Raw genomic sequence first — 26,490 nt, 5'->3', positions numbered from 1 at the left:
CTTCGGGTTTTCGCCTAAAGGCAACTGTGCGGCCGGATCGTTGCCGCCGGGCGGCTTCCCGCCGGGAGTCTGTGGATTTTCCGTATCGTTTGCCAACCCGCTATTTTAGCATTTCAGCCAATGTTTATCAGGGCTTAGCGCCACTGGTTGAGAATGCCGTCCGCCACCGCGATGACGGGCTTGATTGCCTCCAGATCGTGCACGCGCACGATGTAGGCGCCGCTCAGAATTGCTGCCGTCACGCCTGCTGCTCCGGCGAACTCGAGCTCGCGCTCATTGGCCTTCTCCACCAGCAACTTTTTGGTCGGTCCCACCATCACCGGCACGCCGATGCCGCCGAGTACGCTGAGGCGGCCGAGGATCTCGTAGTTCTGTTCCTTGCGCTTGCCAAAGCTCAGGCCCGGATCGATGACCAGCCGGAATTTTTCAATGCCAGCGCGCAGCGCGCGGTGTACGGCGGCGTCCATGTCCTTGGCAATGACGCCGATGACGTCTTTGGCCGGCGGCAGCTTGCCCCAGGTGTTGGGGCGGCCACGCATGTGATTCAGGATCAGGCCCGCGTCGTGGTTCATGATCGTCTTGGCGAGGATCGGCTCCCAGGTGAGGCCGCTGGGATCGTTGATGATCTCGGCGCCCATCTTCAGCACTTCATCGGCAACGGCAGCCTTATAGGTGCTGACGCAGATGGGGACATTCAGCTTGTTCTTGAGGCGCTTCAGGACAGGGAGCAGCCGCTTCAATTCTTCTTCCGCCGGCAGGGGCGTGTCTTCGGCGCGAGTGGGTTCGGCGCCAAGGTCGATGACGTCGGCCCCTTGGGCGTCCAGTTGCAATGCGCGGGCGAGGATGCGCTCCGGATCCTGATTCTTCGTGCCGTCGCTCGAGGGCGACAGAGCGATCGGGGCAACGATAAAGGTCCGCTGGCCAAGCCGCAGCGTGCGCGACTTCAATTTCCAGTCAATGTTCCGTCGAATAATGGCCATACGAAATTCCTAATTTCCAACTGCCAGACGAATCCACCGGTAGCGTTTGCCAACCCGGATTACGAATTCGCCGGCTTCCATCTTTTGTGCCGGGCTGGTAATCGCCTCAAGCGTCACCGAATTGCCGGCTTTTACGGCGCCGCCCTTGATCAGGCGGTCTGCATCGCCGACACTGCTGGCCAAGCCAGCGGCAACGAGGATGCGATTGATGCGCGGGTCGCTTGCCTCAGCATGATTCTCTGGCAGCGGTACGCTTCCCCAGGACTCGGCAACGCGCGTTGCCTCGTTGAGCCCGTGGAAATCGCGCACGATTCTCCAGGCGAGATCTTTCTTTGCGGTCAGCGGGTCGAGTTGCGCGATTTCCTGGAGCGGAAGATCGGTCAACAACTCATAGTAGCGGGGCACCAGCGCGTCCGGCATGTTCATCAGCTTGCGGAACATATCGGTTGGCGGCTCGGTAATGCCGACATAATTTCCCTTGGACTTGGACATCTTCTCGACGCCGTCGAGGCCTTCGAGGATCGGCACGGTCGCGACAATCTGCGGCAACTGCCCGTAGTCCTGCTGGATGGCGCGGCCCACCAGCAGATTGAACTTCTGATCGGTGCCGCCCAACTCGACGTCGCATTGCAAGGCGACCGAATCGTAGGCTTGGGCGAGCGGATAGAGCAACTCGTGGACGCTGATCGGAATGCCGTCTTTGTAGCGCTTGGAGAAGTCGTCGCGCTCGAGCAAGCGGGCGAGCGTGTAATGCGAGGTGAGGCGGATGATCTGCTCGTAGCCGAGTTTTTCGAGCCATTCGCTGTTAAAACGCAGCTCGGTCTTGGCCGGGTCAAGGAGTTTGAAAATCTGCGCCTGGTAGGTTTCGGCGTTCTTGGCTAACTCTTCGCGAGTCATGGGCGGGCGCATTGCGTTGCGTCCTGTGGGGTCGCCGATCAAGCCGGTCATGTCGCCAATCAGGAAGATCACGGTGTGACCCATGTCCTGAAAATGCTTCATTTTCCGGATCAAAACGGTGTGTCCGAGGTGGAGGTCGGGAGCGGTGGGGTCAAAGCCAGCTTTGACGCGCAGGGGGCGTCCCTCCTTCTGGGCCAGCTCCAGCCGGTCCTTCAGGTCTTCTTCTCGGATGATTTCTGCAAAGCCCTTACGCAAGTAAACGAGCTGTTCTTCAATCGAAAGCACTGCTATCAATTGTAGGGGAAGCGTCTCTTCCAGTCGCTGAAATCCATCGTCAGGCCGAGACCGGGCCGGTCAGGCAGTGTGACATGACCCTTTTCGACGAGCGGCAGGGTGCCGCCGGTGAGCTCGTGCAGACGTCTCATATTGTTGCCATCCCACTCGCTCATCAGATAGCTGCGGACTCCTGCCATCGACTGCATGCTTGCCATGTGCCCGATGGGGCCGTACCACATGTGGGGCGCGACTTCGGCGCCGTAGACTTCGGCGAGCGCGGCGATCTTGCGGATTTCGGTGATGCCGCCGCAGTGGATCACATCCGGTTGCACAATCATGGCGCCGCGTGCTTCAAGCAAGTCGCGAAACTGCCAGCGGTTCAGCAAACCCTCGCCACCGGCGAGTGGGACCGGGCTTTGGGCGGCAATCTGGCCGAGGGCGAGATTGCTTTCGCGCCATACCGGCTCTTCGAGGAACATTACCTTCAATGGGGCTACGGCGCGGGCCAGATCGAGGGCCGAGCGCATCGAATAGGTCTCGTACATCTCAAGACAAATGTCGAGCGACATGCTGACCGCCTTGCGGATGGCTTCGATTTCGCTGACCACCTGGCGCAGGCGGGCTTGCTCGGAATCGGCGCGCGGAATCACCCACTTGACCGTGGTCCAGCCCTCGGCGACGGTTTTGCGGGCCAGTTCGGCAATGGTTTCTGGAGTGCGTGGTGACAGATTGGCGCTCCAGTGGCTCCAGTAGACACGCATCGGCTTTTGGTTGTTGCCGCCGAGCAGCCGCCATACGGGAACACCAAGCCGCTTGCCTTCGATGTCCCACAAGGCGATGTCGATGGCGCTGAGTGCGGTCATCAACACGCTGCCATCGCGCCAGCGGTTCTCCTGGTAGTAGAGGCGATTCCAGTGTGCTTCGATGCCAGCCGGGTCGAGGCCTTTCAAGCGCGGCTCGAGCCAGCGGACTGCCTCTTCGGTAATCTGGATGCGGGCAGGCAAGGAGGCTTCTCCGAGGCCGATGATGCCCGCGTCGGTTTTCACTTCGACGAAGAGATATTCGCGGCCATCCATCCGGCAGCGGTGTGTATCGAGGCCTGTGATCTTCACCGGACTGGCGGCAAGAATGGGGCTTGCTATGAATTTCAGTAGGTCCCGGCGTCGCATACGAGATAGTCTATAGGTTTAGGAGAGATTGAACCATGAAGATCTCGGTGAAAGCCGAGTACGCATTGCAGGCGGTATTTGACCTGGCGACACAGCCAGCCGGCGAGCCCATTCGGATTGCCGATATTGCGAAGCGACAGAAAATTCCTCAGAAATTTCTCGAGCTCATCCTGTCGAATCTCAAGCAGGGTGGGTTTGTGGAATCCCGGCGAGGTGCGGACGGCGGCTATATGCTGGCGCGTCCGGCCGCGCAAATTATGGTGGGTGAAGTGATTCGCCACGTTGATGGCCCCAATGACCGGAGGCTCGGCGCCGCTGGTTTTGAGGAGATGTGGCAGCAGGTAGACGAGGCTGTGCAAGCCACGCTCGGCAGTACGAGTTTTCAGCAGCTGGCTGAATCCTGGCAGACGAAACAAAGCCAATACGTAGCAAATTGGGAGATCTAGATCATGCATGTGTTTTCGGATAATTCGCTTTCGATCGGCCGTACGCCGCTCATTCGCCTGAACCGCGTGACGGAGGGTGCGGGCGCGACGGTGCTGGCCAAAATTGAAGGCCGCAACCCCGCCTATAGCGTGAAGTGCCGCATTGGCGCCTCGATGGTGTGGGATGCGGAAGAGAAGGGGCTGCTTGGGCCTGGCAAGGAGTTGGTGGAGCCCACTTCCGGCAACACCGGCATCGCGCTGGCCTTTGTCGCGGCGGCACGCGGCATTCCGATCACGCTCACCATGCCCGAGACGATGTCGATCGAGCGCCGCAAGGTGCTGAAGGCCTTTGGCGCGAAGCTGATTCTTACTCCTGGCCCGGCCGGCATGCGTGGCGCCATTGAAGAAGCCGAGAAGATCAAGGCGAGCGATCCCGATCATTACGTGCTGCTGCAACAGTTCCAGAACCCGGCGAACCCGGCGATCCACTACCGCACAACGGGCCCGGAGATCTGGGAAGACACCGATGGAGGCGTCGATATTTTTGTTGCCGGAGTGGGCACAGGGGGTACGATCAGCGGCGTTGGGAAGTTTTTGAAGGAGCAGTCCAAGAAGACCCTCAATGTTGCCGTAGAGCCTGCGCATAGCCCGGTGATTACCCAGACCCGCAATCATGAGCCGGTGAAGCCGGGGCCGCATAAGATCCAGGGCATTGGCGCGGGCTTTATTCCGGGCACTCTCGATCTGGCGATGGTCGATCAGGTGGAGCAGGTGACGAACGAAGAGTCCGTCGAGATGGCCCGCCGTCTGGCGAAGGAAGAAGGCATCCTTTGTGGCATCTCCTGTGGCGCTGCTGCGGCGGCTGCCGTGCGTCTGGCCAAGCTGCCGGAGCATAAGGGCAAGACGATCGTTGTTGTGCTTCCCGATGCCGGCGAACGCTATCTGACGAGCGTCCTGTTTGAGGGGCTTGTCGACTAGTTTTATGAGTCCAGTGCGCAAGCCCGAGATCATGAGTCCGGCTGGGCACTGGCCGCAACTGCGAGCCGCCGTCGAGGCGGGCGCAGACAGTGTCTACTTCGGTCTGACCCACTTTTCCGCTCGCGCAAAAGTGGGTTTCACCGTGGAAGAATTACCGACCGCAATGGCGGAGCTGCATCGCCGTGGGGTCAAGGGCTACGTGACCTTCAACACGCTCGTTTTTGATACGGAGCTTGCTGAGGCGGCGAAGGCGATCGAGACGATTGCGCGGGCCGGTGTGGACGCAATCATTGTGCAGGATCTGGGCGTCTGCTCGCTGGTGCAACAGATTGCGCCCGATCTCGAGATCCACGGCAGCACACAGATGAGCATCACCAGCGCCGATGGCGTGCGTCTGGCGCAGCGCCTGGGAGCCCGGCGCGTGAATCTGGCGCGGGAGTTGTCGCTGGAAGAGATTGCCAAGATTCGTTCGGAGACCGATTGCGAGCTGGAGATCTTTGTCCACGGGGCGCTTTGCGTTGCTTATTCCGGACAGTGCTTTAGCTCCGAGGCCTGGGGAGGGCGCAGTGCGAATCGCGGGCAGTGTGCGCAGGCTTGCCGCCTGCCGTATGAACTGATGGTCGATGGGGTGGAGACCCCGCTCGGTGATGCGCGTTATCTGCTGAGCCCTGGCGATCTCTATACCCTTGATTGGATTCCGAAGCTGCTGCCCTTGGGCATTGCTTCGCTGAAGATCGAAGGCCGCTACAAGGACGCCGAGTATGTCGCGATCACGACGCAGGCCTATCGCCAGGCACTGGATGAGGCCTGGAAGGGCATCGAGAAGGCGCGCGATCCGATCGAGAAGATTCGTTTGGAACAGGTGTATTCGCGCGGGCTGGGGCCTTTCTTCCTGAGCGGCACAAATCATCAGACGGTGGTGCAGGGCCGTGGCCCGCGGCATCGCGGCGTGTTGATGGGACGGGTGAGCCGCGTAGGCGATCATTCGATTCAGGTGACGGTCAACGACGCGCATGCCGTCGCGCCGTTGAAACTGGGCGATGGCGTGGTGTTGGATGCCGCCGACTGGCGGAGCCCGCAGGAGGCCGAAGAAGGCGGCCGCATCTATGCGCTGCGCCCGCTGGGGGGACGGACGCTCGAGCTGGAATTCGCGAATGGCGCCATTCGCTTTGATCGGATTCGCGTGGGCGATCTACTCTGGCGTTCGCATGATGCCGAGGTGGACCGCTTTGCCCGCCAATGGACGGAACTGAGCAAGCCTCTGCGTAAGCGCAGTGTGGATGTGCGGGTGGAGGCAAAGGTGGGCGAGCCACTCCGCAGTTACTGGAAGTGCGGGCAAGAAGTGCTGGTGGAGTCTGGCGGGCCGCTGGTGCGTGCGCAACAGCAAGGGTTATCGCAGGAGACTTTGGCTGCTCAATTCAGCCGGCTCGGAAACACGATTTTCGAGCTGCGGGAGCTGCAAGCCTCGATTGCAGGCGAGCCCTTTGTTCCCGTCTCGATGCTGAACCAGATGCGGCGTGAGGCAGTGGAGAAGCTGGAAGCCTTCGCCAACGAGCCGGTGGTGCGCCACGTGACTCCTTATCATTTTGTTTCCCCTGTGGCGCCGCCTTTGCCTGCGCAGCAAGCGCAATTGCATCTCCTGATCCGGAGCCCGAAGCAACTCGAGGCCGCCATTGCGGCGCAGCCGGCGAGTATTACGTTGGACTACCTCGATTTATATGGGCTTCGGCCCGCAGTCGAACATGTGCGCGCCAGTGGCGTGCCGGTGCGTGTGGCGAGTCCGCGGGTGTTGAAGCCGGGCGAGGAGAAGATTGCCGACTTCCTGGTGAAGCTCGATTGCCAGATTCTGGTGCGTGCCGCAGGCTTGCTCGATCGCCTCCAGCAACGCCACGTACAGGGATTGATCGGGGACTTCAGCTTGAATGCGGCCAATGCGGTTTCTGCGCGGATGCTGCTCGAAATGGGGCTCGACCGCCTCACGCCGACGCATGATCTCAATGCCGCGCAATTGGTGGAATTGGCCCGTCTGGCGGGGGCGAATCGCATCGAAGTTGTCGCATACCAGCATCTGCCGGTATTCCATACCGAGCATTGCGTATTCTGCCGCTTTCTTTCCGAAGGGACTTCCTATCTCGATTGCGGCCGGCCTTGTGAACACCATGAAGTGACCTTGCGCGATGAGCAGGGGCGGGAGCATCCGCTGGTTGCCGACGTGGGGTGCCGCAATACGGTCTTTGGCGCGGAGGCGCAGTCTGGCGCCGCGCATGTCGCCAATTGGAAGCGGATCGGGATTGCGCACTTCCGTCTGGAATTTGTCCATGAAAGCGCGGAGCAGATCCGGCAGATTGCGGACGGTTTTCGCGACTTACTGGCCAACAAAAGCAGACCCGCTGACCTGGACCGCCTGATTCGACAGGTCCAGCCTGCGGGTCTTACGGAAGGCAGCCTTCACATCCCCAAAAAGGATGCTGTGTTCCAAATTCTTTAGACTTGCGGTCCGGTCAGGATGGGACGCTCGGTTTGCGCATAGTCTGCCCCTGCTTCGCCGCTGCTGGCGATATCGACCGCACCCATCTTCTTGAGAAGGTCTATGGCACGGGTGACCCATTCTGCGTTATCGCAGTGGATGGACATCAGAATCCCACCCTCTTTGACCCGGCCTTCATAACGTTTGACCTCGTACTCCGGGATGCCGGCACCGATGAGCGCTCCTCCGAGGCCGCCCACCGCTGCCCCGGCGCCGACCCCTGCAAGTGCGGCCATGATTGGACCCGCCGCAATGAAAGGACCGACTCCGGGGATCGCCAGGGCGCCAATGCCCACCAGCCATCCCAACACCCCACCCGCCACCGCGCCTGTGGCGCCGGCTGCGGCCGCTGCTTCCGGAGCTTTTGAAGTCTTCTCCGTCCCAATATCTTTGTTCCCAACATTCTCAGGCATCAGGACCGAGATATCGGCGGAACGGAAGCCATGCGCCCGAAGCTGATCGATTGCATTCTCCACACCGACGCGTGTGTGAAAGATCCCATAGACAGATGTATTCTTACTCATTGTGTTCTCCTACCCTTTTTCGAAATTTGTTACTTCGCGATCTCGAGTTCGCTGTTGACCGTGTTCGCGCCCGCGTCTTTCCTGGCGATGGTTTCAACCTTTTCTTTCTCTTCCGCAGATTTCACTCTGCCTCGGAGAGTAACCACTCCACCTTTGGTAATGATCTTGATGTTTTTGGCATCAATCGACATTCCCTCCGTTTTGGTAATTTCACGGCGAATGCTGCGAGTGGTCTCGACATCGGGCTTTTTGTTGCTTTGATCCTGCGCTGTTTGTGCAAAGAGTGGCAAAGCTGCCACAAACGCAAGATGTGCGATGAGTCTACGCATCACTTAAACCTCCAGTGGTTTTCCTGCCGCAACCAGGATGGCTGCGGAGATTTCTGAGAGAATCATGTCGGCCTGCTCCTCCTGCTCCAAGTTCTCTTGCAGAAGATTCGTAACCTCGTCCAAGCCAAGCGTGTAAGAGAGAATATGTGCAGAACTATACGCAGACATCTCCACGTGTTCAATTTGCTGTGCTGCTGCGACCAGGGCCAGATCCTTCACGGATTCGGGCATGGATTCGGCAATAGCGGCTTTCATCCGGAGGATCAATCCGTTCATGGCCAGCGACGAATTTCCTTCGTGACGAAGATTCATGAGCTGCAGAATCGATTCGAGCCGCTCGATTTGTTCCAGCGTGTCCTGCCGGTGCTTGGCAAAGGCAAGCCTGAGTTGATTGTTACAAGCGGCTGATTCCATCCTTCCGAGCAACGGGACGAGTTGTTGCTCGGTACTGTAGAGATCTCGAATTTCAGTGATCAATAAGTCATGGATGGTCTCAATCGCCATTCATCGCCCTCATGTCATCACTTGTTGCAAGTCATCGGCCAAATGAAAAATGTGGCTAAATCACTCTTGCGCAGTAGAAAAAGTTACTAGGTGCTTCCCCGATTCTTACTTTTTCACCCGGCTGGTGGGAATTTTTGGATAGGAGCGGCGTGGAACTGAACGTGCAACGAGAAAGCGCATGAGCCGAATTATTAAAACCATGAACGAACTGCCGCTTGAGGTACGCAAGAAGATGACTGATATGCTCCAGAAAAGTCTTGCGGCCTCAATGGATCTTTATACCCAAGCCAAACAGGCTCACTGGAACGTACGTGGACCGCGCTTCAATACACTCCACTTGCTCTTTGATTCTGTTGCAGAAGCAGTGCTTCCGTTCTCAGATGAAATTGCCGAGCGGGCCGGACAACTGGGGGGCGAAGTCAATGGAACCTTGCGGCAGGCGGCTGCTGCGTCGCCGCTCAAAGAATATCCGCTGGGGATCGCTCATGGGGAAGAACATCTCCATGCGATCGCAACCAGTTTTGCGGCCTACGCCAAGATGATTCACGACAACATCGATGCGGCGGACGACGCCGGGGATAAAACGACCGCGGATTTATTTACAGAGATCAGCCGCGCGGTCGATCTCAAGCTCTGGTTCATTGAATCGCATTTCGAGCTGGATGAAACCGAATCGAAAAGTGAAGAAAAGAAGTCGAAGAAGGTCGCCTGAATTAGGCGCTGATCTGGTGCAGATGCCGGATCAGATCTCCCAGATACCCTTTCATCCGCTCATTGACTCTCGAGGTTTCGAGCGGCAAAAGTGCGATTTTGGCGTGGTAAGGCTTTAGCTTTGCCGCGCCAATTTCCGTCAGCGCGTTGAGCGCTGCAATCGCAATATAGACATCGTTCACCTCGGCATGTGCGGTGCTTAACAGACGCTCAATGGCCGGATCGACGTCCTCTGCGGTGCCGTAGCGGGCCAAGGCTTCGGCCGCCACCATGCGGACACTCAGCGACGGGTCATGCAGGCACATCCGGAGCCCTTCGGCGGCCATCTCAACTGCCGGCAGGCCTTGCCGGAGAAGGCCTAGCGCACACCAGTAGCGCACTCCGCTGTCTCCATCACCAAGATAGGTTCGCAGCACTGCGGGCGAAGGTGGTTGCGGGAGCGTTGCCAGGTCGGCGGCGTTGATCACTCGTGATGCGGCATAGCGAGTCTGGTCTTGCGCCATGGTGAATGGCGCGTCGGCGCGTGACCGCTCATACATCTCATGCTCGGGGAGAAAACCGACATCCCGGATGCGCCGGGCCAGGGAATGTTGCGCGGCACGGAGTCTAGCGAGGGCCTGTTTCTGTTCGGCATTGGGCCGGTAGGCGAGGTTGTGGACCTCATCGCGATCGTTGTCCAGATCGTAGAGCTCTTCGCTCGCTTTGGTCTTCCAGAAGTGACTCTGCTCGTCGGTCGTCTTGCCTGCCTCGAAGGCTTCTTTCCACTTGCGCGTGGTCGGCATCTCGAACATATAGGCCAGATGCTGGCCGTAGATGCGATGCGGCATGTAGTTGCGGATGTAGACATAACGCTTGTCGCGTACGCTACGCACGAGATCGATGCGCTCATCCATGCGGCCCCGGAAGCCGTAGATGTATTCCTGTTCGTCTTCGATCTTGTTCCCGAGAAAGGCAAAGCCCTGGTGATAATCCGGCTTGGGGACGCCCGCCAGGCTGAGCAAGGTTGGGGCGAGATCCACAAAGCTGACCATCCGCTCACTCCACGCTCCTCCTTTGTAATCCTGGGGCGCCAGATGGCGAAAGGCTGCGGGTATGTGAACGATCATCGGTACCTGCAACCCGGAGTTGTAGGGCCAACGTTTGGAGCGTGGCATCCCTGCGCCGTGGTCCGAGTAGAACATTACAATCGTGGTGTCCGCGAGGCCGTCGGCTTGGAGTTCGTCGAGGGTGCGTTGGACCATGCCGTCCATTTCAGCGATGCGGTCGTAGTACTGCGCCCAATCCTGACGGATCTCGGGGAGGTCCGGCAGATAGGCTGGAATCCGGACCTTGCGCGGGTCCTGCTTGCGCTTGTGCGGCCGGGACCGGATCTGGCTTTCATGCGTGATCAGAAAGTTGAACACGCTAAAGAAAGGTTGTTGTCCGCTGCGCTTGCGCCAATGGGCTTGCGGGGAGCTTTCATCCCAGACCTTGCCGCTCAGCGCGAGGTTGTAATCCTCTTTCGCGTTGTTCGATGTGTAGTAGCCTGCTTCGCGTAGCAGTTGCGGAAACATGGCCTGTCCGGGCGCCATCTTGGACAGGCAGCGCATGTTTTCGGAGCCCGTCGCCGTTGGATACATGCCGCTGATGATGGTGGTCCGCGCCGGGGCACAGACTGGGGCGCAGGACCAAACATTCCGGTAACGAAGGCTGCGCGCGGCGAAGCGATCGATGGCGGGAGTCTTCGCTACCGGGTCTCCGTAACAGCCCAGATTCGGGCTCATGTCTTCACAAGTGAGCCAGAGAATATTGGGGCGCGAGGGCGTTTCGGCCTGCGCGAAGGCCCCAGCCGCCGTTCCCAAAAATTCTCTACGCTTCATACACGCTCGATGCGGTTGGTGCCTGCTTCGACGCGGAACTTTGCGCGCGTCTCGATCGCTCCATTCGGTGTACTTACGACCGGTACGACGCGATAGGCGCTTTCCCATGACTTCGCCGTCACGGCGCAACTGACATAGCCGCGCTTGGCGAGGAAGAATTTCAGATGTGGATTGTCTTTCTTAAAGGCGGCTTCGGCTGCCGGAACTTCTACGCCGTCCCCGGACGAAGTGATTGAAGTTCCCACAAATTCGACTCCGACATTGCGGCTCTCGGGCCGGTTGAAGTCCGACTTAATCTCGCTCACCCAACTTGAATGGATATCGCCAGTGATCACCACCGGGTTGTTCGGTTTGGCCTCGTCAAAGAACTTGCACAGGCGTTGGCGGGGGACTTCATAGCCGCTCCACTGGTCCATCGAATACTCCGCGCCATCGCCTTGCTTGACATCCATCTTGGCGAACATCACCTGATTGGCAAGCACGTTCCAGGTTTGCCTCGAAGACTTTAGTTTGTCCATCAGCCATTTCTCCTGGCGGTCGCCAAGCATGGTCTGGGCCGGGCTCAATGCGGCGGCGCATTGGGGTTTGCGGCCATCGCCACAAGGCTGATCGCTGCGGTATTGCCGGGTGTCGAGAACGTGGAAGCGGGCGGTCTTTCCGAAGTCGAGGGTGCGATAGAGGTCGAGGCTGGAACCGCGCGGCAGCGAGGTCTTCCGCAGCGGCATGTTCTCGTAGTAGGCCTGGTAGGCGTTGGAACGGCGTTCGAGAAACTGATCGCGCGGCGCGTTGTCTTCGGCGATATCGTTTGCGTAGTTGTTGTCGACTTCGTGATCGTCCCAGGTGACGATCCAGGGAAACAGCTCATGTGCCTTGCGCAAGTGTTCGTCGCTGCGATAGAGCGCGTAGCGGTTGCGGTAGTCGTTCAGCGACTTGATCTCGGCCGAATTGTGGAGGCGCGGACGGTCTTTCCCTGGCCCACCCTCGTAGATGTAGTCGCCGAGATGGACGATCAGATCCAGATCTTCTTTCGCCATGTGCTGGTAGGCGGTGTAATAGCCGGTTTCGTAGTGCTGGCAACTGGCAAAGGCAAAGCGCAGCGGGTCGTTGCTGCCGGCAGCCGGAGCGGTCCTGGTGCGCCCCACCTTGGTTTCGACACCGCCGCAGCGGAACTGATACCAATACCAATGGCCGGGCTTCAAGCCGCGCACGTCGGCATGCACGGTATGGGCAAACTGCGGCGTCGCCGTTTCTGTGCCGCGCTTGACGATTTTCTTCAGCCCTTCGTCTTCGGCCACGATCCAGTCCACCTGATGACTGTCCTGGCCCATGCCACCGCCGTCGAGCGGATCGAGGGCGAGACGGGTCCAAAGTACGATGCCATCGGCAATCGGGTCGCCGGAGCAGATTCCAAGGGTGAAGGGGTCTTTCTTGAAGCGCGGTGCGCTCCGAAGCGGATTCAAGCTGGCGGCGGCAAGGCTCGCGAGAAACTGGCGGCGAATCATACTCGCCATTATGCGCTGGATGCCTGTTTCAATGCAGTTTCAGAAGGGGCTCCCGCCACAATTGCGACTCCGGCTACCACCAGAATCGCGCCCATCCAGTAGGGGGCTCCGCTTCCAAAGGCGTCGAACACATAGCCGGCAAAGATGGGCCCGACAATGCGGGTGGAACTCAGAATCGATTGGGTCGATCCGAGCACCGTTCCTTGCTCGCTGGCGCCGACACGCCGGGAGACCAGCGCCGTCAGCATCGGGGCGGCCACTCCATTTCCAAATGCCATGACGGCGATTGACGGAAACAACTGCCATTCCTCTTGTGAGAACGAAATCCCGAGTAAGCCAATGGCCGTTCCGATCAGTCCGGTAATGCACAGCGAGAGCGGATTCCAGTGCTTGGGCAGGCGCCTGACGACAACACCTTGCATCAGCACGCTGAGTACTCCGATATAGACGAAGATCCAGGCGTTCTGCTGTGGCCCCATGCCGAATCGTTTCATGGTGAAGAAGGCGAAGTTCGATTGCAGCGCGCTGAAGGCGACATTCACCGCAAAGATGGCGAAGAGGATGGCGCGGATGGAATCGCGCTGCAATGCAGCGGCAATCTGCCGGATCGGGTTCGCGTCGGCGAGCCGCAGCGGTGTCTGGATCCGGCGCTCCACAGGCAGGCTTTCGGGCAGCATAAAGTATCCGAAAATGGCTGCGGCCAGGCATAAGCTTCCGGCGGCATAGGCGGGCATTGCCAGGCTATAGCTGCTGAGAAAGCCGCCAAAGGCGGGTCCGATGATAAAGCCCACCCCGAAGACGGCGCCGATCAGTCCAAAGCGCTTCATGCGATCTTCTGGTGGCGTCACGTCGGCGATATAGGCCTGTGCTGTGGAGATGCTGCCTCCAGTCACGCCTTCGATGACACGCGCCAGCATCAATACCCAGAGCGTGGAGGCCCAGCCGAATAGAAAGTAGCCAAAGGCCGAACCGAGGATATTGGCCAGGATCACCCGACGTCTGCCATAGCGATCGCTGATCGCTCCGAGCAGCGGACTCGAGGTGAATTGTGCAACCGAAAATACGGCACTCAGCAAGCCCACCGTCATGGCGTCGGCCGAGAACCGCTGCGCGTAATAAGGCAGCACTGGAATCAGTACGCCCAACCCTAAAACATCGAGGAAAATGGTGGCGTAAACCAGCGCTAAGGCGCGGTTATTGGCTTTCGTCAGATCAGACACTCTTTCTAGGATGCCAGTTCTTTTTCGAGCAGCCAGAGAATTTCCGCAACACTCCACGCTTGTGCCGGAGTTCCGCCGGGACGATGGGGCGCATCCCCGTCGAAGACCTCGGGAAGCTGGCCCAGGCAACCCCGTCCCATGTGCTGCAACAGCGGCTGCAGCAGGCTACGCAGGCGCTCCCGCTCGGGGCCGGTTTCGCGCCGCACACGCAGACAGGCTCGCCCATAGGGACCGAACAACCACGGCCAGACGGTTCCCTGGTGGTAGGCGCGATCGCGCGATTCTGGCCCGCCCTCATAGCGTCCCTCGTAGTCTTCTTCACCCGGTGCGAGGGTGCGCAATCCGAATGGCGTTAGCAACTGCTGGTCTACGACTTGGAGGATCGATTCCGCCTTGCTGCGGATGGCCAGCGGGAAGGGAAGCGAGAGCGCGAACAACTGATTTGGGCGCACGCGTCCATCGGCGAAGTCCGGGCGAATCACATCGTAGAGACAAGCCTTGCTGGGGTTCCAGAACGAGCGAGTAAAGCCGCTGATGGCCCGGTTGGCCATTTCTCCGAACCGGACTTCCGTTGTGAACTCTCCCCGCTCACGCGCCCATTCCGTCATCAAGCGCAGCGCGTTGTACCAGAGTGCGTTGATTTCCACGGCCTTGCCGTAACGGGGCGTAATGGCGATGCCATTCCAGCGGGCATCCATCCAGGTCAACTGGGTGTCGGCGGAGCCCTCCGTGAGCAACCCATCGTTCGGGTCGCAGGCGATGGAATGGATCGTTCCCCGTGCCATGGTGAGCAGCATGTCGCGCATGGGCGCATAGAAGCGGTCCTGGAAGACTTCGCGATTCCCTCCGGCCTGCAGCCACTCCCATACTGCAATGTAGAGCCACAGGGTGGCGTCTACGGAGTTGTACTCAGGAGTTTGACCGTCATCGGTGATGCGATTGGGAATCAGGCCCTCGTGCCGCAGCGTCAGGAACCCGTCGATCACTGCGGCGGCCGCTTCGATTTTGCCGCGAGCGAGAAAGAGCCCGGGCAGAGCGATGAAAGTGTCCCGGCCCCAGTCGGTGAACCAGGGGAATCCGGCGATGACACTACGTCTGCCCGCCTGCTCGAAGATGAAGTGTTCGGCGGCGTTGCTGAGTTTGGCGGCAGGGCTGGCAGGCGTCGGGAAACGATTCTCTTTGGCCTCCACCCAGCGCATCACTTGTAGGGGATCGAGCGCGCCAACATCCTCAAGGCCGCATACGAAATAGGCCCAGGTATCGGCACGCAGATGGAAATGCAGCAGGCCCGGAGTCCAGAGGTCCTCCTGGTGATCGAGGCCTCGTTGCAGCTCGACAGCATATTGAAAGCGGTGATACCAGTGCGCGTCTTCCTGGAATTCGCGGGCGTCGCTTCGCAAGTGAAGCGACCCGTTGCGGCCATGGATCCGGACTTGATCCCAGGTGTGTTCGATGGACCAATCTCCGGCCGTGGCTGCTTGTACGAGCTCATGATGAGGGCGTCCTGCAAAAAAGGGCCGCACTTCCAAGTCCGCGTCTTCTGAGCAGCAGTAGCGCACCAGAACGGCAGGCATGCCGTCGATCAGCATGACTTCTTTTTGCAGTGTCGCTTCGCCGATACGGTAGAGCCAGGTGGGATTGGGACCCAGCCGGAATTCGCCCAGCAGCTCAAAGCCACGCGGGCGTACCAGACCGGCGTAATCTTGCGCCGCCAATTCGTAGCGCTCGCCGTCCATCCTCAGTGTTTCTTCGAGGCAGCTCAGCCAGACGTAAGTCGGACTTCCGGGTTTGCGGGGGGAATTCAGAAGGCCATGGTAACGGCGGGTGCGGATTCCCGCGACGGTGCCCATGGCATAAGCACCCATCCGGTTGGTGTCAAGCCACTCCAGTTGGCTTGACTGCGAAAGGTCTTGGCAAACGGGAGCGTCGATCAGAGAATCGGCGCGCATATAAGCCCATGCTACAACCCCGACGGAGTCCGGGTGTCCGGCAAGGCCTAATGGCCGCCGGTGCTTGCTTCTTCTTTCACCACAAGCGGCTTGAAGTTTGCAGGGAGCGGCGTCAGCAATTGTTCCTTGCGATAGACCAGTGTGGAGGTGTTGTAGCTGGCAATTTCGAAATCATGGCCATGGGTGATTGCATCGGTCGGGCAAGCCTCGACGCAATAGCCGCAGAAGATGCAGCGGGAATAATCGATGTTGTAGACGCTTGCATAGCGCTCGCCGCCGCTGATGCGGCCCTCGGCGGTGTTTTCGGCCGCTTCAATGTAAATGCAGTTTGCGGGGCAAGCGGCGGCGCACAAGAAGCAGCCCACACACTTTTCCAGCCCGTTCTCGTCGCGCTGCAGCACGTGCACACCGCGATAGCGTTCCTGCAACACGGCGGGCGCATCGGGATAATTCTCCGTCACCGTCGGCTGGAGCATCTCCTTGATCGTGACGCCCATGCCTTTGGCGACAGCGGCCGCGTTGTTGAGAATATCTGTAATCAATGCCATCTTCGCGAGTTCTAGTTCCTGTCTCTTATCTTCTCAGATTCGCCGTTGGCCACTAGCAGAAAGCTACTGCTTTTCCTTCAAACGCCGCTGTTCCTGTACAAAGCTGAGAATGTCAAACTTCTTGATCTCACGCTCCGGAAAGAAGCTGTTGACCGCTTCCTGCTCATCATCGAAAACCTGGAATACCGTCGCCAGTTTCGTCAACACCATCAATTCCATGTCGCGTTCCGACGGACTCAGCACGCGCATTCCGCCGCCCGCCTTCTCCAAGGTGGAAAAACAGTTGACGAGCATCCCCAGACCGCTGGAATCAATGTAGTCGACTCCCGCCAGATTCAGTACGACTCGCGGATGATTCTCCAGACCGCGTGTGGCATGATCCCGCAGCATCTGGCATGGTTCCCCGGCGACCAGTGACCCAATGAGGTCAAGAATTCGAATACCTTCCCGCTGTCTCTCTTTGATTTCCATATTCCGCTACGCTTTTGACCTCGGCAGCCTTGATCGGGAACGTCACCGTGAATACGGTTCCCTTGTCCAGCTCGCTTCTGACCTGAATCTCTCCGTTGTGCGCCTTGACGATCCACGAGACAAAACTGAGCCCCAATCCCAGCCCTTTTTCTGTCCCACTCTCCCGGCTCGGCACGCGATAGAGCCGGTCAAAGAGATGGGGAAGATGTTCCGGCGCGATTCCTCTTCCATTGTCTCGAATCTCGATCAAAATTTTCCCGGTACTTTCCAATACTTCGATCTCGACCTCCACAAATCCACCCTCCCGGGTGTACTTGATGCCGTTATCGATGAGGTTGTAGAGCAACCGTTCAATCTGAATGCGATCGCCGCTAATGATGGCCTGGCGGGGGAGGAGCGCCCGCAATTTCACCTGGCGGTCGAGGGCGGGAATCTGGAGGTCGCTGACCACTTCGGAGACAAGTGAAACGAGGTCCACGTCCATCATCTGGAGGGCCGTCTGTCCCCCTTCGGCCTTGGCCAGTTGCAACAATGCGCGGATGATCTGCGAGAGACGTTCAATGTCGAGCAGTGCCGATTCGATGGCGCAGCGGAGTTCCTCATCCGTTTTCGCCGTCATGAGGGCTACTTCCAACTGCCCCCGTACGACGGTAATCGGAGTCCGCAACTCATGCGAGACATCTGTCGAGAATTGGCGGATCTCCTGGAAGCTCTTCTCCAGCCGGCTCACCATGCCGTTGAAAGTCTCGATCATGTGGTCGAGCTCGTCGCCAGCACCGCGCGGAGAGACCCGCAGATTCAGGTTGCTGCCGGACAACTTCTCCACTTCTGCCGCGACATCGGCCACTGGTTGGAGTGCTCTGCCGGCGAGTAGCCAGCCGAGCCCGGCGGCCGTGAGAATGATGATGGGGACGGCCGAAAAATAATCGAGGCTGAACTCATTCACCACATGGAGGCTAGGCGTGAAATTGCGGCCGAGCGCGACAAAGTAACGGGCATCCTTCTCTCTCAGAATTCCCTGGCGCACCATGAAAATCTGTCCGCGGAGATTCGGCTGGAAGGTGTAGCTGGGTTTCGTGTCGGACATCACTTGCGTGATGATGGCCGGACTGTCAAAGCCCAGCTCGCGGTAGAGCTCAGAACTCTCCAAGACTTCGCCTTTGTCGTTGGCGATCATGTAGACCAGCCGGAGACGTTCGACGATGGCGGCTTCTTCTTTGTCGTTCGGGTCGTACTTCCAGGCGATTTTCCCTGCGGGTGTGATGTGGAGAAAGCCTTTGCAGGCGGCCCATTCTTCTTCCAGCAGGCCTTGCACGGTGCCTTCGACAACATTCCGCAGCATGCCTCGCAGCACAAAACCAAATGCCGTCAGCAGTAACGCAAAGAAGATGACATAACTGAGCGCAAGCCGGAATCGAAGTCCTTTGAAGATCCGCTTGCGCCACATAGCCTTAGTTTAGCTGTTCGATTTATCGCCCCGGCCTTCTGGAAGTTCCAGCATGTATCCCACACCGCGGACCGTATGGATCAGCTTTGCCGGATAGCGATCGTCAATCTTACTGCGCAGGTGGCGAATGTAGACGTCGACGATATTGGTCAGGCCGTCATAGTCCATATCCCAGACATGCTCGACAATCATGGTCCGGCTCAAGGGGCGGCCCTTGTTGCGCATCAGATACTCGAGAATCGAAAATTCTTTCGGGGCCAGATCGATGTTGTCGCCGCTTCGCGTGACTTTGCGGCGGATGCAATCCAAGCTCAACTCACCGACGATCAGTTTTTCGGGAGTCGGTTGTCCTCTGCGGAGCAGCACTCGCACGCGAGCGAGTAATTCGACAAAAGCAAAAGGCTTGGTCAGATAATCGTCGGCGCCCAACTCCAAGCCCTTCACCCGATCCTCAACGGCTCCACGCGCACTCAAGATCAGCACGGGGGGATTGGTCTTCCGGTTCCGGATTTTCTCAAGCACGCGAAGGCCATCCATGTCAGGCAGCATCATGTCGAGAATCACGAGATCATAATCTGTTCCATGCACCAGTTCGAGCGCTGTTTGCCCGTCTGGTGCAATATCCACGGCATAGCTTGCACTCTCCAGTCCGCGGCCCAGAAAGTCTGCAATTCTCTTCTCGTCTTCAACAACCAGAATGCGCATAGTCAGATTCTAATCCTAAGCCTTTTCGAGAACCCAGCCATAGACCATTAAGCTAATTCCATATGCTGCGGCGGCAAGGGCCAGGTACATCCATTCGCCACGCGCTGTCGCGATGCCGCAGGAGAACATGCCAATTACCTGGAAGAAGCCATGGGGGAAAAACTGTCCTGAGGAGAAGCGCCAGGCTCCTGCGTCAATCGGGGTCATCACGCTGGCATGATGGCCCACCGCCAATGCGGCCAGCATCCCCGCCAATGCTCCCAGCGGGCTCAGCCCTGCGGTCAGAATCAGAGCGATCACCAGCAGCCAAAGGCCTTTCCGGGCCAGCACTCTGGCGCCCCGGATGGGCGATAGCTTCCAACGCTGCCGGCCACCGGCGCCATCGAGGGCGAATAAGTTTTGAGCCAGGGTACTCAAGGCGAGTACCACCAGCATGGCGATCACTGGATAGGCTTCGCGATCTGGTTTTGAAGCAAGAAAGCGGTAGGCCGTTCCCGAAGTTGCCAACAGGACGGCCAGCCAGAAGTCGAGAGTGCGCGGGATCTGTCTGAGTTCGAGCACCGGCGCCAACCGCCATAGCCAGGGACTGGGCATGGTTTCTGGCTTAGTCAGCCAGCGCAGGCTTTTGCGCTGCCAGTCTTCCAGCGGCCAGAGAGCAAGTCGAATTTGCGGAATCTTCGCGAGCGGTGCAGTGAGGGCAGGCAATACAAGCAGCAATCCGAGCAAGGCCCAGATGAAGCCCATGCTTTCGGGTTGCATTGTCAATAACAATGCGAACCAGGTGAAGTTGTTGCCTTGGATGGAGCCGAGTGCATAGATCTCGCGCCACGCCGACCGCGCGATGGCGCCAAAGATGGGTAGCACCTAGAGCCACTCCATGCCGGGCAGAGCCTTTGCCTTGACAACATCGAGATAGTGCTGACGCAGTTCCCCCTCGCCGATGGCGGCACTCCGCCACACCACTTCGCCCCCGCTGAGCAACAGCACTTCGTCTGCCAGCCTCTCCACATGGAGCAGCATGTGCGAACTGACAATCATCGCCGCGCCGCGCCGTTTCATCTCGAGGAGTAGCGCGAGGACGGTCTCGCAACTGGCGGGGTCCAGCCCTTCAAAGGGCTCATCGAGAATCATCAGTTTCGGCGAGTGCAGGACGGCGAGCCCGAGCGCTGTTTTCTTGCGCATGCCGTAGCTGCAAGCGGCGGCGAATCGGGTCCGACCCTCGCTCAAGCCGAGCAACTCGAGGATTTCTGCAATGCGCACTCCTGCCGCGGGCAACTGGTAGAGGTCCGCGTGGAGCTTCATGTGCTCTTCGATACTTAACGCTTCAAAGAGCCCCAGATGCTCCGGCATCACACCGAGCGCGTTGCGCCAGGCGCGAGGCGCACTCTTGGGCCGTTGCCCCATCACTTGCAGCGTTCCTGTACTTTCAGTTTCGAGACCTGCCAGAACCTTCAGGCAACTCGACTTTCCCGCCCCGTTGGGGCCCACCAGTACTACTGCTTGCCCCGGCAGCAAATCCAAATCGAAATTCCGCAGCGCCTCGAATTCCCCATATCGGACGCCGAGCCCTCTACACTCGATCACACTGTTCACAAACCCTCCGCCCACCTAAAATGTCCTAAGTTCCAATTTCATTTGCGTTCCGCCGTCGCAATCCGCTAGCCTTTTTACTGAAACGCTATCCCTCCCAGGAGTTCAAACCGCATGTGGAACCGAAAAAAAGAAGAAGAACCGACAGCCCGCCCCTCGAGTTCCCCATCACCCTCCCCCAGTTCTGGCAAAGAAGGAATGCCGATGCAAACAATGCCCTCCCGTTATGACGAAAACCCCTCTCCCTCTCGTGCTGCAACGATTGGAAAAGGTGTTTCTATCACAGGACAGATCTACTCAAAAGAAGATCTCATCATCGATGGTGAAGTCGATGGTACGGTCGAGGCACATGAGCACAAATTGACCGTCGGCCCGAACGGAAAGCTGAAAGCCAGCATCAAGGCTAAGGATATCGTGATCCTCGGCACCGTTCAGGGAAACGTCGAAGCTACCGAGAAAATGGAGATCCGGAAAGACGCCCGTCTTGTTGGTGATATTAAAACCGCCCGCATTTCGATCGAAGATGGCGCGATTTTCAAAGGCTCCATCGACATCATCCGCACGGAAGCCCCCAAGGCCGCTGCACCTCGTCCCCAACCGGTAGCGCAGTCTCCGGCACAACAGACAATGACTGCCTCCGCAGGTGGTGAAGGGAAGCGCTAGTCTTCGCGCTGGACTTGTAAGCCTGTTAGTTTAGTAAGACAGGTGATCGCGAGTCGGTTGAAGGCTTTACTTCGCGCCGTACAAGGTTCTCAAGAGCCAGAGGAGACTCTGCGCCCCAGCCGTTATGCGGGCTCGCCTCCCATTCCAATTCCAGCGCCTAGGCCAGCCATTGCCATGGCTCCTCCCCAAATGCGTGTTAGTCCCGCACTCCAGCATTTCGTGCGTTCGCTCGATTCGTCTCGTGAGTTGCGGTTGCTCGACTTAGGCGGCGCCAACGCCGCCAATATCGCCTTCATGACCCAATTGGGTTCCCGTCTCTATTCAGAGGATTTCTTTGCCACGCTCGAAGATTGCTTCGGCGATGGTGATTTCTACGAAAACCAGCGCGATCCGGCCCGGGTGGACAGTTTTCTGATCCAAACTTTTTCAGAACAGCGCGGGCCTTTTGACGGCGCTCTGGTCTGGGACTGTCTCCAGTTTCTGCGTCCATCGCTGCTGGAGAAAACCATCGATCACCTGCATCGCGTTCTTGAACCCGGTGCTCATCTCCTCGCTTATTTCTACAACGATGAGCGTGCCGTGAACATTCCGCAGTTCCACTTCAAGATCAACGACGAGAATGGACTGAGCATGACCCAGCGGGGCGAAATGCCTCCCGGACAGGCTTTTTCCAACCGGGCGATCGAGAAGGTTTTTGAAGACTTTGCTTCGACAAAGTTCTTCCTGAGCCGCGACAATGTCCGCGAAATTCTCGTCCGGCGCTAATTTGTGGCTTTCCGCTTCGAACTGTTTATCGCGCAACGCTACCTCAAGGCCAAGAGGCGTCAGGCAGCGATCTCTGTCATTACTGCGATTTCGATCGCAGGAGTCGCTGCCGGCGTCATGGCGCTGGTGATTGCGATCGCGATTAATAACGGTTTTCGCACTACGCTCCAAAAGAATCTGCTCGGCGCCACAGCGCATGTCACTGTCACCGAGCGGATTGCCGGAGCGGGTATTTCCGACTGGCGGGAGCTGTCGAAGAAACTGGCCGCTCTGCCTGGGACGATTGAAGCCTCTCCTGCTCTCTATGAGAAGGTTTTCGTCAATGCGGGCCCTTCCAGTTCGGGCGCGATTATCAAGGGGCTCGATCTCACCAGTCCCCGGCTGCAGAAAGATCTGGTGCCCTTCATCAAGCAGGGTAGTCTGGACAATCTGCGCCAAACGGAGAGCGATCTGCCGCAGCTTCTGATTGGTTCCAAGCTCGCTGAATCGTTGGGGCTTCAGGTGGGCAACTATCTGCAAGTGATCAATCCGATGGGCGAACTGACGCCCTTTGGCCCACGGCCCTCCTACCACCGCCTGCGCATTGCCGGTATTGTCGAAACCGGTTTTTACGATGTCGACGCGAATTTCACCTTTATGAATCTGCCCGAGCTGCAAAAGATGATGTCGCTGGGCGATGTCGTCAATGCGGTGGAGATCAAGATCGCCGACATTGAGGCGGCGCCTGCCTTTGCCGAAATCGCGCAGAAGGCGGCAGGCACCAAGTACATTGCAACGAACTGGATGGAGCAGAACCGCCAACTCCTCGGGGCACTCAAGATGGAACGGATCGTAAGCCTGATCACCATCGGACTGATCCAGTTGGTAGCCGCGCTGAATATCTTCATCACGCTGATCATGATGGTGATGGAGAAGCAGCGCGACATCGCGATCCTTCTTTCGATGGGCACACGCACGGATCAGATCCGGCGCATCTTCATCTATCAGGGCCTGCTGATTGGAGTGATGGGTTCTGCGATCGGGCTCGCGCTCGGCTACGGAATCAGCTTTGTGGCGGATCATTACCGTCTCATCGAACTGAGCGAGGAGATTTATTCGATCCCCTACGTTCCCTTTCAGCCGAATCCGCTTGACGCACTTTGGATTACGGCGTTTGCGTTAGCGGTGTCGCTGGTGGCGACGCTGTACCCTGCGAACTCTGCTACGAAGGTGGCACCGGCGGAATCGCTGCGCTATGAGTAGGCGCTGGTGCTATTAAAGAAAAGTGGCTTCACTTTTGCCGGAGAGAGCGTGTGCGCCCTCCTGCCGCCACCATCTCCTCCCATTCCACTACTGAAACTGGATTCCTTCCAGCTTCTCCTCGAGCAGGCGAATCAAGCCCTGGGACGACTTGATGGACTCGCCTCGCTTCTGCCGTATCTTCCGCTATTTCTCTACGCTTATGTGCGTAAAGAAGCGGTGCTGTCCTCTCAGATCGATGGCACGCGTCCTTCCTCTCTGATCTCCTGCTCTTCGAAGACAAGGAAGCCCCTGGTGTTCCAACCGAGGACGTTCAGGAAGTCTTGAACTCCGTTGCTGCGCTTGTCCATGGGCTCGAGCGCATGAGAGAACTCTCCTTGCGGCTGATGCGAGAAGTTCACGGAGTACTGCTCTCCGGTGGGAGAGGCAGTGACAAACAACCCGGTAAAAGCAGATTTGGCGCATGTCCAGTTTGAGACCATTCATCCATTTCTGGAAGGGAACGGCAGGCTGGGCAGACTTCTCATTACTTTTTTGCTCTGCGCTGGCGGCGCGCTGCAAGAATCGATTCTCTACTTGAGCCTTTTTTCAAGACCGCTACTATGATCTGCTGACTGAGGTCAGGACCAAAGGCGCCTGGGAGGAGTGGCTTGAGTTTTTCCTGCAGGGCGTCAAAGAGACTTCAGAAACGGCAGCCAAACGGATTCTGGCATTGCCGGCCTCGGATCGCCAGAAATATTGAGAGTCTCGGACGCGTGGCCGATTCTCTCGATCGCCGGGGCCTCCCGAAAGATCAATATTCGCTTTCCTGCTACTGCCGATGCTGTTAGGCGTTTGTGTCTCTCGACATCCTGAAAGAGATCACAGGACGGCAACGCGACCGCCTCTATCGCTATCACACATACCTCGGCATCCTCAGCGAAGGCACCGAGCCGCTTCCGCGCGGTTGACCCTACTCGGTTGCCTTCTTTGCCGCTGCCTCCAGCCAGTCGGCATAAGCGTTGATGGCTGTCGCGGTCAGTCCGATTTGCGTTTCGGCTTCCTGCCAGTAGCGCTGTTCCAGCGCTTCTCTCACGCCTGGCAGCGTCTTGACGCCATAGCCGGTATAGAAGCCCGGCGCATGCAGTACATGCCGGAACCAGGGCCGCCTCGGCAGCCCACCCGGATTCAGGAAGCGCTGCTCCGCGACTCGAATCGAATCCTCGAAACTCTTGCGTTTCGCTTCGCTTAACTTGCCCGGATCAACCTTGCCCAAGGCCACCGTCGCCCGCTCCAGGTGGGCCGTCGCATTCAGCAACGGCGCAAAGTTCAGGAACGGCACTGCGGCTTCCGGCGCGGGGGCCACGTAGGGCTTACGTGGATCGGCGGCTAACTTCATTGCACCACTCGTGATCAGGTCATTTCGTTTCGCCGTGCTGCTGCGCATGTCGTCGGCCAGTCTGACCACCTCGTTGGTCCATCCGCGGACGGCGCGTGAAGTTGCTTCTGCGCGGAAGGGGAGCCAGTCCGCATTGGCCAGCCTCAGCATCATGCGGCCGCCCAATTGCGCGGTCGCCTTCACGTATTGAAAGTCCGGGTCGACAAAGCGCGTGTAGTGATCGTAGGAGTCGTAGGCAGAGTGGTACACGCCTCCGCCGCCCTCGCCGCCGAATCCGATGTTGAGACTCGGAATCCCGAGATGGTGCTGGAAGGCCGTGTAGTCCGAACCAGAACCGAGCGGCGCAATGCGGAACTCCGCTTCGCTTCCGGCCACTTTGCGCGAGGCGAGGTAGCGATCGAGCACTGATACTTGCGTCTGCGGATCGGTCACATCCCGTGCTGCCTGCGTTGCAAATAGTTCCATTGTGGAAGCGCCGGCGATGCCCATAAAGCCTCGTCCCGTCCCATCGGAGTTGATATAAGCCACCGCATGTTCCCGCAATTCCTCAGCATGCTTTTCAACCCACTCGGTGGAACCGAGCAAGGCCGGCTCTTCCCCATCCCAGGCCAGAAAGACTATGGTGCGGGCCGGACGCCAGCCGCTCTTGGCCAGCTCTCCGATGACGCGGGCCTCTTCCATCTCGGCGATCATTCCCGACAGCGGATCGTGCGCCCCAAAGTTCCACCCGTCATGGTGATTGCCGCGCAACACCCATTGGTCTGGCTTGGTTGCACCCTTCAGCATCGCTACGACGTTATAGGTGGGGGCGAGCTTCCAGTCGAATTCGAGCTTTAGATGCACCTTTGCCGGCCCAGGGCCTACGTGATAGGTGAGGGGCAACGCGCCGCGCCATTCGGCAGGCGCGACGGGGCCGGTCAGGGCGCGCAGCAAGGGTTCGGCATCGCCATAAGAAATCGGCATCACCGGAATCTTGGTGACCGTCGAGGCCTGCTTCGGATCGGGCTTGCGATTCGGGTCTGTTGCTGCGGTGCCCGGAGTGAGCGGATCGCCAGGATAAACCGGCATATCCATGACACTGCCGCGTTGTGCTCCCTGGGCAGGCCGGTAAGGTCCTTGGGGATAGACATCGCCCTGGAAATAGCCGTCGTCGCGCGGGTCGGAGTAAATCAGGCAGCCGATGGCGCCGTTCTCTGCGGCCACCTTCGGCTTGATACCTCGCCAGGATCCGCCGTAGCGCGCCAGCACAATTTTGCCGCGTACATCGATGCCCATCTCCGCGAGGCGCTTGTAATCATCCGGCAGGCCGTAATTCACATAAACCAGATCGCCGGTGACATCGCCGTCAGTCGAATAGGCATGATAAACCGGCAAACTGCCATCTTTGATCTTGCTTGTCTCGTCGCCTTCTACGGCAGGCTCTTCGATTTTGGCGGTGTAGCGGGTGGGGGCGACCATTTCGAGCAGCCGAGTCTTGGGCGTTGGAAACAACGGATAAAACGTTTCGATGCGCGTCTCGTAGCCCCAGCTCTTGAACTGCTCGGCGATAAACTCAGCCGTCGCCTTGCTGGCCGGAGAACCGACGTGATGGGGCTTAGCCGACATCCGCTTGAGCCATTGCTGGAAGTTCTGGCGATTTACGGCCTGATCGAATTTGCTTTCCAACTCCAACTCCCGCTTGGCGGAATCGGGAGTGAAGCCGGCGATCGGCGGCACCGGCGCTTGTGCCGGCAGGAGTGTCGAACACAAAAGAGCAGCGACAAGTTTGCGCATGATTTCCGGATTTTCGCATAGTGAGCCTGCGATTCCGCCAAGAGAAGTAACTGGAGGAGCC

23 protein-coding genes and 2 pseudogenes are annotated in these 26,490 nt (G+C 58.6%); 8 read left to right on the top strand and 17 right to left on the bottom strand.

The genetic code is table 11. The features are described 5' to 3' along the window. Positions 1 to 134 precede the first annotated feature (134 nt). From folP to M017_RS0103175, 3 genes are read right to left on the bottom strand one after another with little or no spacing between them, the layout of a single operon-like run. Entirely contained in the window at positions 135 to 980 is an 846-nt protein-coding gene (folP, locus tag M017_RS0103185) for a dihydropteroate synthase (protein WP_035957633.1), read from the bottom strand. Between the two features lie 9 nt (positions 981 to 989). Further along, positions 990 to 2,162, bottom strand: coding sequence for a tyrosine--tRNA ligase (tyrS, locus tag M017_RS0103180; RefSeq protein ID WP_031495733.1), 1,173 nt, complete (start codon positions 2,160 to 2,162; stop codon positions 990 to 992). 5 nt (positions 2,163 to 2,167) lie between these two features. Beyond that, positions 2,168 to 3,322: a mandelate racemase/muconate lactonizing enzyme family protein gene (locus tag M017_RS0103175; protein WP_080507470.1), complete on the bottom strand. Its 1,155-nt coding sequence runs from the start codon at positions 3,320 to 3,322 to the stop codon at positions 2,168 to 2,170. A gap of 35 nt (positions 3,323 to 3,357) precedes the next feature. Here M017_RS0103175 and M017_RS0103170 point away from each other — a divergent pair, with 35 nt between their 5' ends. From M017_RS0103170 to M017_RS0103160, 3 genes are read left to right on the top strand one after another with little or no spacing between them, the layout of a single operon-like run. Further along, positions 3,358 to 3,768, top strand: coding sequence for an RrF2 family transcriptional regulator (locus tag M017_RS0103170; protein ID WP_031495729.1), 411 nt, complete (start codon positions 3,358 to 3,360; stop codon positions 3,766 to 3,768). Between the two features lie 3 nt (positions 3,769 to 3,771). After that, positions 3,772 to 4,725: a cysteine synthase A gene (gene cysK, locus M017_RS0103165; protein ID WP_031495728.1), complete on the top strand. Its 954-nt coding sequence runs from the start codon at positions 3,772 to 3,774 to the stop codon at positions 4,723 to 4,725. 4 nt (positions 4,726 to 4,729) lie between these two features. Continuing rightward, entirely contained in the window at positions 4,730 to 7,213 is a 2,484-nt protein-coding gene (locus M017_RS0103160) for a U32 family peptidase (protein WP_031495727.1), read from the top strand. Here M017_RS0103160 and M017_RS0103155 read toward each other — a convergent pair. Genes M017_RS0103155 through M017_RS0103145 form a run of 3 tightly spaced genes read right to left on the bottom strand, consistent with a single transcriptional unit; the run spans position 7,210 to position 8,609 of the window. Then, positions 7,210 to 7,776, bottom strand: a complete 567-nt coding sequence (locus M017_RS0103155; RefSeq protein ID WP_031495725.1) for a quinol:electron acceptor oxidoreductase subunit ActD — start codon at positions 7,774 to 7,776, stop codon at positions 7,210 to 7,212. The two genes, M017_RS0103160 and M017_RS0103155, sit on opposite strands and share 4 nt — an antisense overlap. A gap of 29 nt (positions 7,777 to 7,805) precedes the next feature. Further along, positions 7,806 to 8,105, bottom strand: coding sequence for a BON domain-containing protein (locus tag M017_RS0103150; protein WP_051669462.1), 300 nt, complete (start codon positions 8,103 to 8,105; stop codon positions 7,806 to 7,808). A gap of 3 nt (positions 8,106 to 8,108) precedes the next feature. After that, a complete protein-coding gene (locus M017_RS0103145) occupies positions 8,109 to 8,609 on the bottom strand; it encodes a YciE/YciF ferroxidase family protein (protein WP_031495722.1) in 501 nt (166 codons plus the stop codon). A gap of 175 nt (positions 8,610 to 8,784) precedes the next feature. Between M017_RS0103145 and dps the strand changes: the two are divergent. Then, positions 8,785 to 9,321, top strand: a pseudogene (gene dps, locus M017_RS0103140) (DNA starvation/stationary phase protection protein Dps); the annotation flags it as partial. A 1-nt stretch (position 9,322) separates the two neighbouring features. On the opposite strand, the gene M017_RS0103135 reads toward dps, so the two are convergent. The 10 genes from M017_RS0103135 to M017_RS0103090 form a co-directional block, all read right to left on the bottom strand. Next, the gene (locus M017_RS0103135; protein ID WP_031495719.1) at positions 9,323 to 11,179 is read right to left on the bottom strand and encodes a sulfatase-like hydrolase/transferase; all 1,857 of its coding nucleotides are present in this window, start codon (positions 11,177 to 11,179) and stop codon (positions 9,323 to 9,325) included. Further along, positions 11,176 to 12,690 (bottom strand): alkaline phosphatase D family protein, encoded by a 1,515-nt coding sequence (locus M017_RS0103130; protein WP_031495717.1) that lies wholly within the window; start codon positions 12,688 to 12,690, stop codon positions 11,176 to 11,178. The genes M017_RS0103135 and M017_RS0103130 overlap by 4 nt, the downstream gene beginning before the upstream one ends. Continuing rightward, positions 12,690 to 13,901: an MFS transporter gene (locus M017_RS0103125; protein ID WP_051669461.1), complete on the bottom strand. Its 1,212-nt coding sequence runs from the start codon at positions 13,899 to 13,901 to the stop codon at positions 12,690 to 12,692. Before M017_RS0103125 ends, M017_RS0103130 begins: the two co-directional genes overlap by 1 nt. Positions 13,902 to 13,906: 5 nt before the next feature. Continuing rightward, positions 13,907 to 15,850, bottom strand: a complete 1,944-nt coding sequence (locus tag M017_RS0103120) for an amylo-alpha-1,6-glucosidase (RefSeq protein WP_031495714.1) — start codon at positions 15,848 to 15,850, stop codon at positions 13,907 to 13,909. Positions 15,851 to 15,897: 47 nt separating this feature from the next. Beyond that, positions 15,898 to 16,398 carry an NADH-quinone oxidoreductase subunit NuoI gene (gene nuoI / locus M017_RS0103115; protein ID WP_031495713.1) on the bottom strand — a complete coding sequence of 167 codons (501 nt, stop codon included), beginning with the start codon at positions 16,396 to 16,398 and terminating at the stop codon, positions 15,898 to 15,900. Between the two features lie 63 nt (positions 16,399 to 16,461). Next, positions 16,462 to 16,869 carry an STAS domain-containing protein gene (locus M017_RS0103110; RefSeq protein ID WP_031495711.1) on the bottom strand — a complete coding sequence of 136 codons (408 nt, stop codon included), beginning with the start codon at positions 16,867 to 16,869 and terminating at the stop codon, positions 16,462 to 16,464. Further along, on the bottom strand, positions 16,826 to 18,316 hold the full coding sequence (locus M017_RS27345) for a sensor histidine kinase (protein ID WP_051669460.1): 1,491 nt from the start codon (positions 18,314 to 18,316) through the stop codon (positions 16,826 to 16,828). Before M017_RS27345 ends, M017_RS0103110 begins: the two co-directional genes overlap by 44 nt. A gap of 9 nt (positions 18,317 to 18,325) precedes the next feature. Next, positions 18,326 to 19,021 carry a response regulator transcription factor gene (locus M017_RS0103100; protein WP_031495707.1) on the bottom strand — a complete coding sequence of 232 codons (696 nt, stop codon included), beginning with the start codon at positions 19,019 to 19,021 and terminating at the stop codon, positions 18,326 to 18,328. A 15-nt stretch (positions 19,022 to 19,036) separates the two neighbouring features. Then, complete coding sequence (locus tag M017_RS0103095; RefSeq protein WP_031495706.1) at positions 19,037 to 19,885, bottom strand: hypothetical protein; 849 nt, start codon at positions 19,883 to 19,885, stop codon at positions 19,037 to 19,039. Further along, positions 19,886 to 20,605: an ABC transporter ATP-binding protein gene (locus tag M017_RS0103090; protein ID WP_162179823.1), complete on the bottom strand. Its 720-nt coding sequence runs from the start codon at positions 20,603 to 20,605 to the stop codon at positions 19,886 to 19,888. A 204-nt stretch (positions 20,606 to 20,809) separates the two neighbouring features. Here M017_RS0103090 and M017_RS0103085 point away from each other — a divergent pair, with 204 nt between their 5' ends. The 4 genes and pseudogenes from M017_RS0103085 to M017_RS30575 all read left to right on the top strand — a co-directional run. Next, on the top strand, positions 20,810 to 21,274 hold the full coding sequence (locus M017_RS0103085) for a bactofilin family protein (RefSeq protein WP_238325794.1): 465 nt from the start codon (positions 20,810 to 20,812) through the stop codon (positions 21,272 to 21,274). Between the two features lie 189 nt (positions 21,275 to 21,463). Then, positions 21,464 to 22,039, top strand: coding sequence for a class I SAM-dependent methyltransferase (locus M017_RS0103080; RefSeq protein ID WP_155121204.1), 576 nt, complete (start codon positions 21,464 to 21,466; stop codon positions 22,037 to 22,039). Positions 22,040 to 22,042: 3 nt separating this feature from the next. Beyond that, positions 22,043 to 23,281, top strand: coding sequence for an FtsX-like permease family protein (locus M017_RS0103075; RefSeq protein WP_031495701.1), 1,239 nt, complete (start codon positions 22,043 to 22,045; stop codon positions 23,279 to 23,281). Between the two features lie 3 nt (positions 23,282 to 23,284). Next, positions 23,285 to 24,014: pseudogene (locus M017_RS30575) on the top strand (Fic family protein); the annotation flags it as partial. A 216-nt stretch (positions 24,015 to 24,230) separates the two neighbouring features. Here the strand turns inward: M017_RS30575 and M017_RS0103060 are convergent. Continuing rightward, on the bottom strand, positions 24,231 to 26,429 hold the full coding sequence (locus M017_RS0103060; protein ID WP_031495698.1) for a M28 family peptidase: 2,199 nt from the start codon (positions 26,427 to 26,429) through the stop codon (positions 24,231 to 24,233). Positions 26,430 to 26,490 lie beyond the last annotated feature (61 nt).

Origin of the sequence: Bryobacter aggregatus MPL3 (assembly GCF_000702445.1) — a bacterium.
Taxonomy (GTDB): domain Bacteria; phylum Acidobacteriota; class Terriglobia; order Bryobacterales; family Bryobacteraceae; genus Bryobacter; species Bryobacter aggregatus.
This window is presented reverse-complemented; position numbering and strand designations above follow the sequence as displayed.

Excerpts from the sequence above, each read along its gene's own strand:
- M017_RS0103080 (WP_155121204.1), top strand. The coding sequence starts at position 21,464 with ATGCGTGTTAGTCCCGCACTCCAGCATTTCGTGCGTTCGCTCGATTCG.
- M017_RS0103100 (WP_031495707.1), bottom strand. The coding sequence starts at position 19,021 with ATGCGCATTCTGGTTGTTGAAGACGAGAAGAGAATTGCAGACTTTCTG.
- M017_RS0103145 (WP_031495722.1), bottom strand. The coding sequence starts at position 8,609 with ATGGCGATTGAGACCATCCATGACTTATTGATCACTGAAATTCGAGAT.
- M017_RS0103160 (WP_031495727.1), top strand. The coding sequence starts at position 4,730 with ATGAGTCCAGTGCGCAAGCCCGAGATCATGAGTCCGGCTGGGCACTGG.
- M017_RS0103155 (WP_031495725.1), bottom strand. The coding sequence starts at position 7,776 with ATGAGTAAGAATACATCTGTCTATGGGATCTTTCACACACGCGTCGGT.
- folP (WP_035957633.1), bottom strand. The coding sequence starts at position 980 with ATGGCCATTATTCGACGGAACATTGACTGGAAATTGAAGTCGCGCACG.
- M017_RS27345 (WP_051669460.1), bottom strand. The coding sequence starts at position 18,316 with ATGTGGCGCAAGCGGATCTTCAAAGGACTTCGATTCCGGCTTGCGCTC.
- M017_RS0103135 (WP_031495719.1), bottom strand. The coding sequence starts at position 11,179 with ATGAAGCGTAGAGAATTTTTGGGAACGGCGGCTGGGGCCTTCGCGCAG.
- nuoI (WP_031495713.1), bottom strand. The coding sequence starts at position 16,398 with ATGGCATTGATTACAGATATTCTCAACAACGCGGCCGCTGTCGCCAAA.
- M017_RS0103060 (WP_031495698.1), bottom strand. The coding sequence starts at position 26,429 with ATGCGCAAACTTGTCGCTGCTCTTTTGTGTTCGACACTCCTGCCGGCA.
- M017_RS0103120 (WP_031495714.1), bottom strand. The coding sequence starts at position 15,850 with ATGCGCGCCGATTCTCTGATCGACGCTCCCGTTTGCCAAGACCTTTCG.
- M017_RS0103170 (WP_031495729.1), top strand. The coding sequence starts at position 3,358 with ATGAAGATCTCGGTGAAAGCCGAGTACGCATTGCAGGCGGTATTTGAC.
- M017_RS0103110 (WP_031495711.1), bottom strand. The coding sequence starts at position 16,869 with ATGGAAATCAAAGAGAGACAGCGGGAAGGTATTCGAATTCTTGACCTC.
- M017_RS0103150 (WP_051669462.1), bottom strand. The coding sequence starts at position 8,105 with ATGCGTAGACTCATCGCACATCTTGCGTTTGTGGCAGCTTTGCCACTC.
- M017_RS0103175 (WP_080507470.1), bottom strand. The coding sequence starts at position 3,322 with ATGCGACGCCGGGACCTACTGAAATTCATAGCAAGCCCCATTCTTGCC.
- cysK (WP_031495728.1), top strand. The coding sequence starts at position 3,772 with ATGCATGTGTTTTCGGATAATTCGCTTTCGATCGGCCGTACGCCGCTC.
- M017_RS0103085 (WP_238325794.1), top strand. The coding sequence starts at position 20,810 with ATGCCGATGCAAACAATGCCCTCCCGTTATGACGAAAACCCCTCTCCC.
- M017_RS0103130 (WP_031495717.1), bottom strand. The coding sequence starts at position 12,690 with ATGGCGAGTATGATTCGCCGCCAGTTTCTCGCGAGCCTTGCCGCCGCC.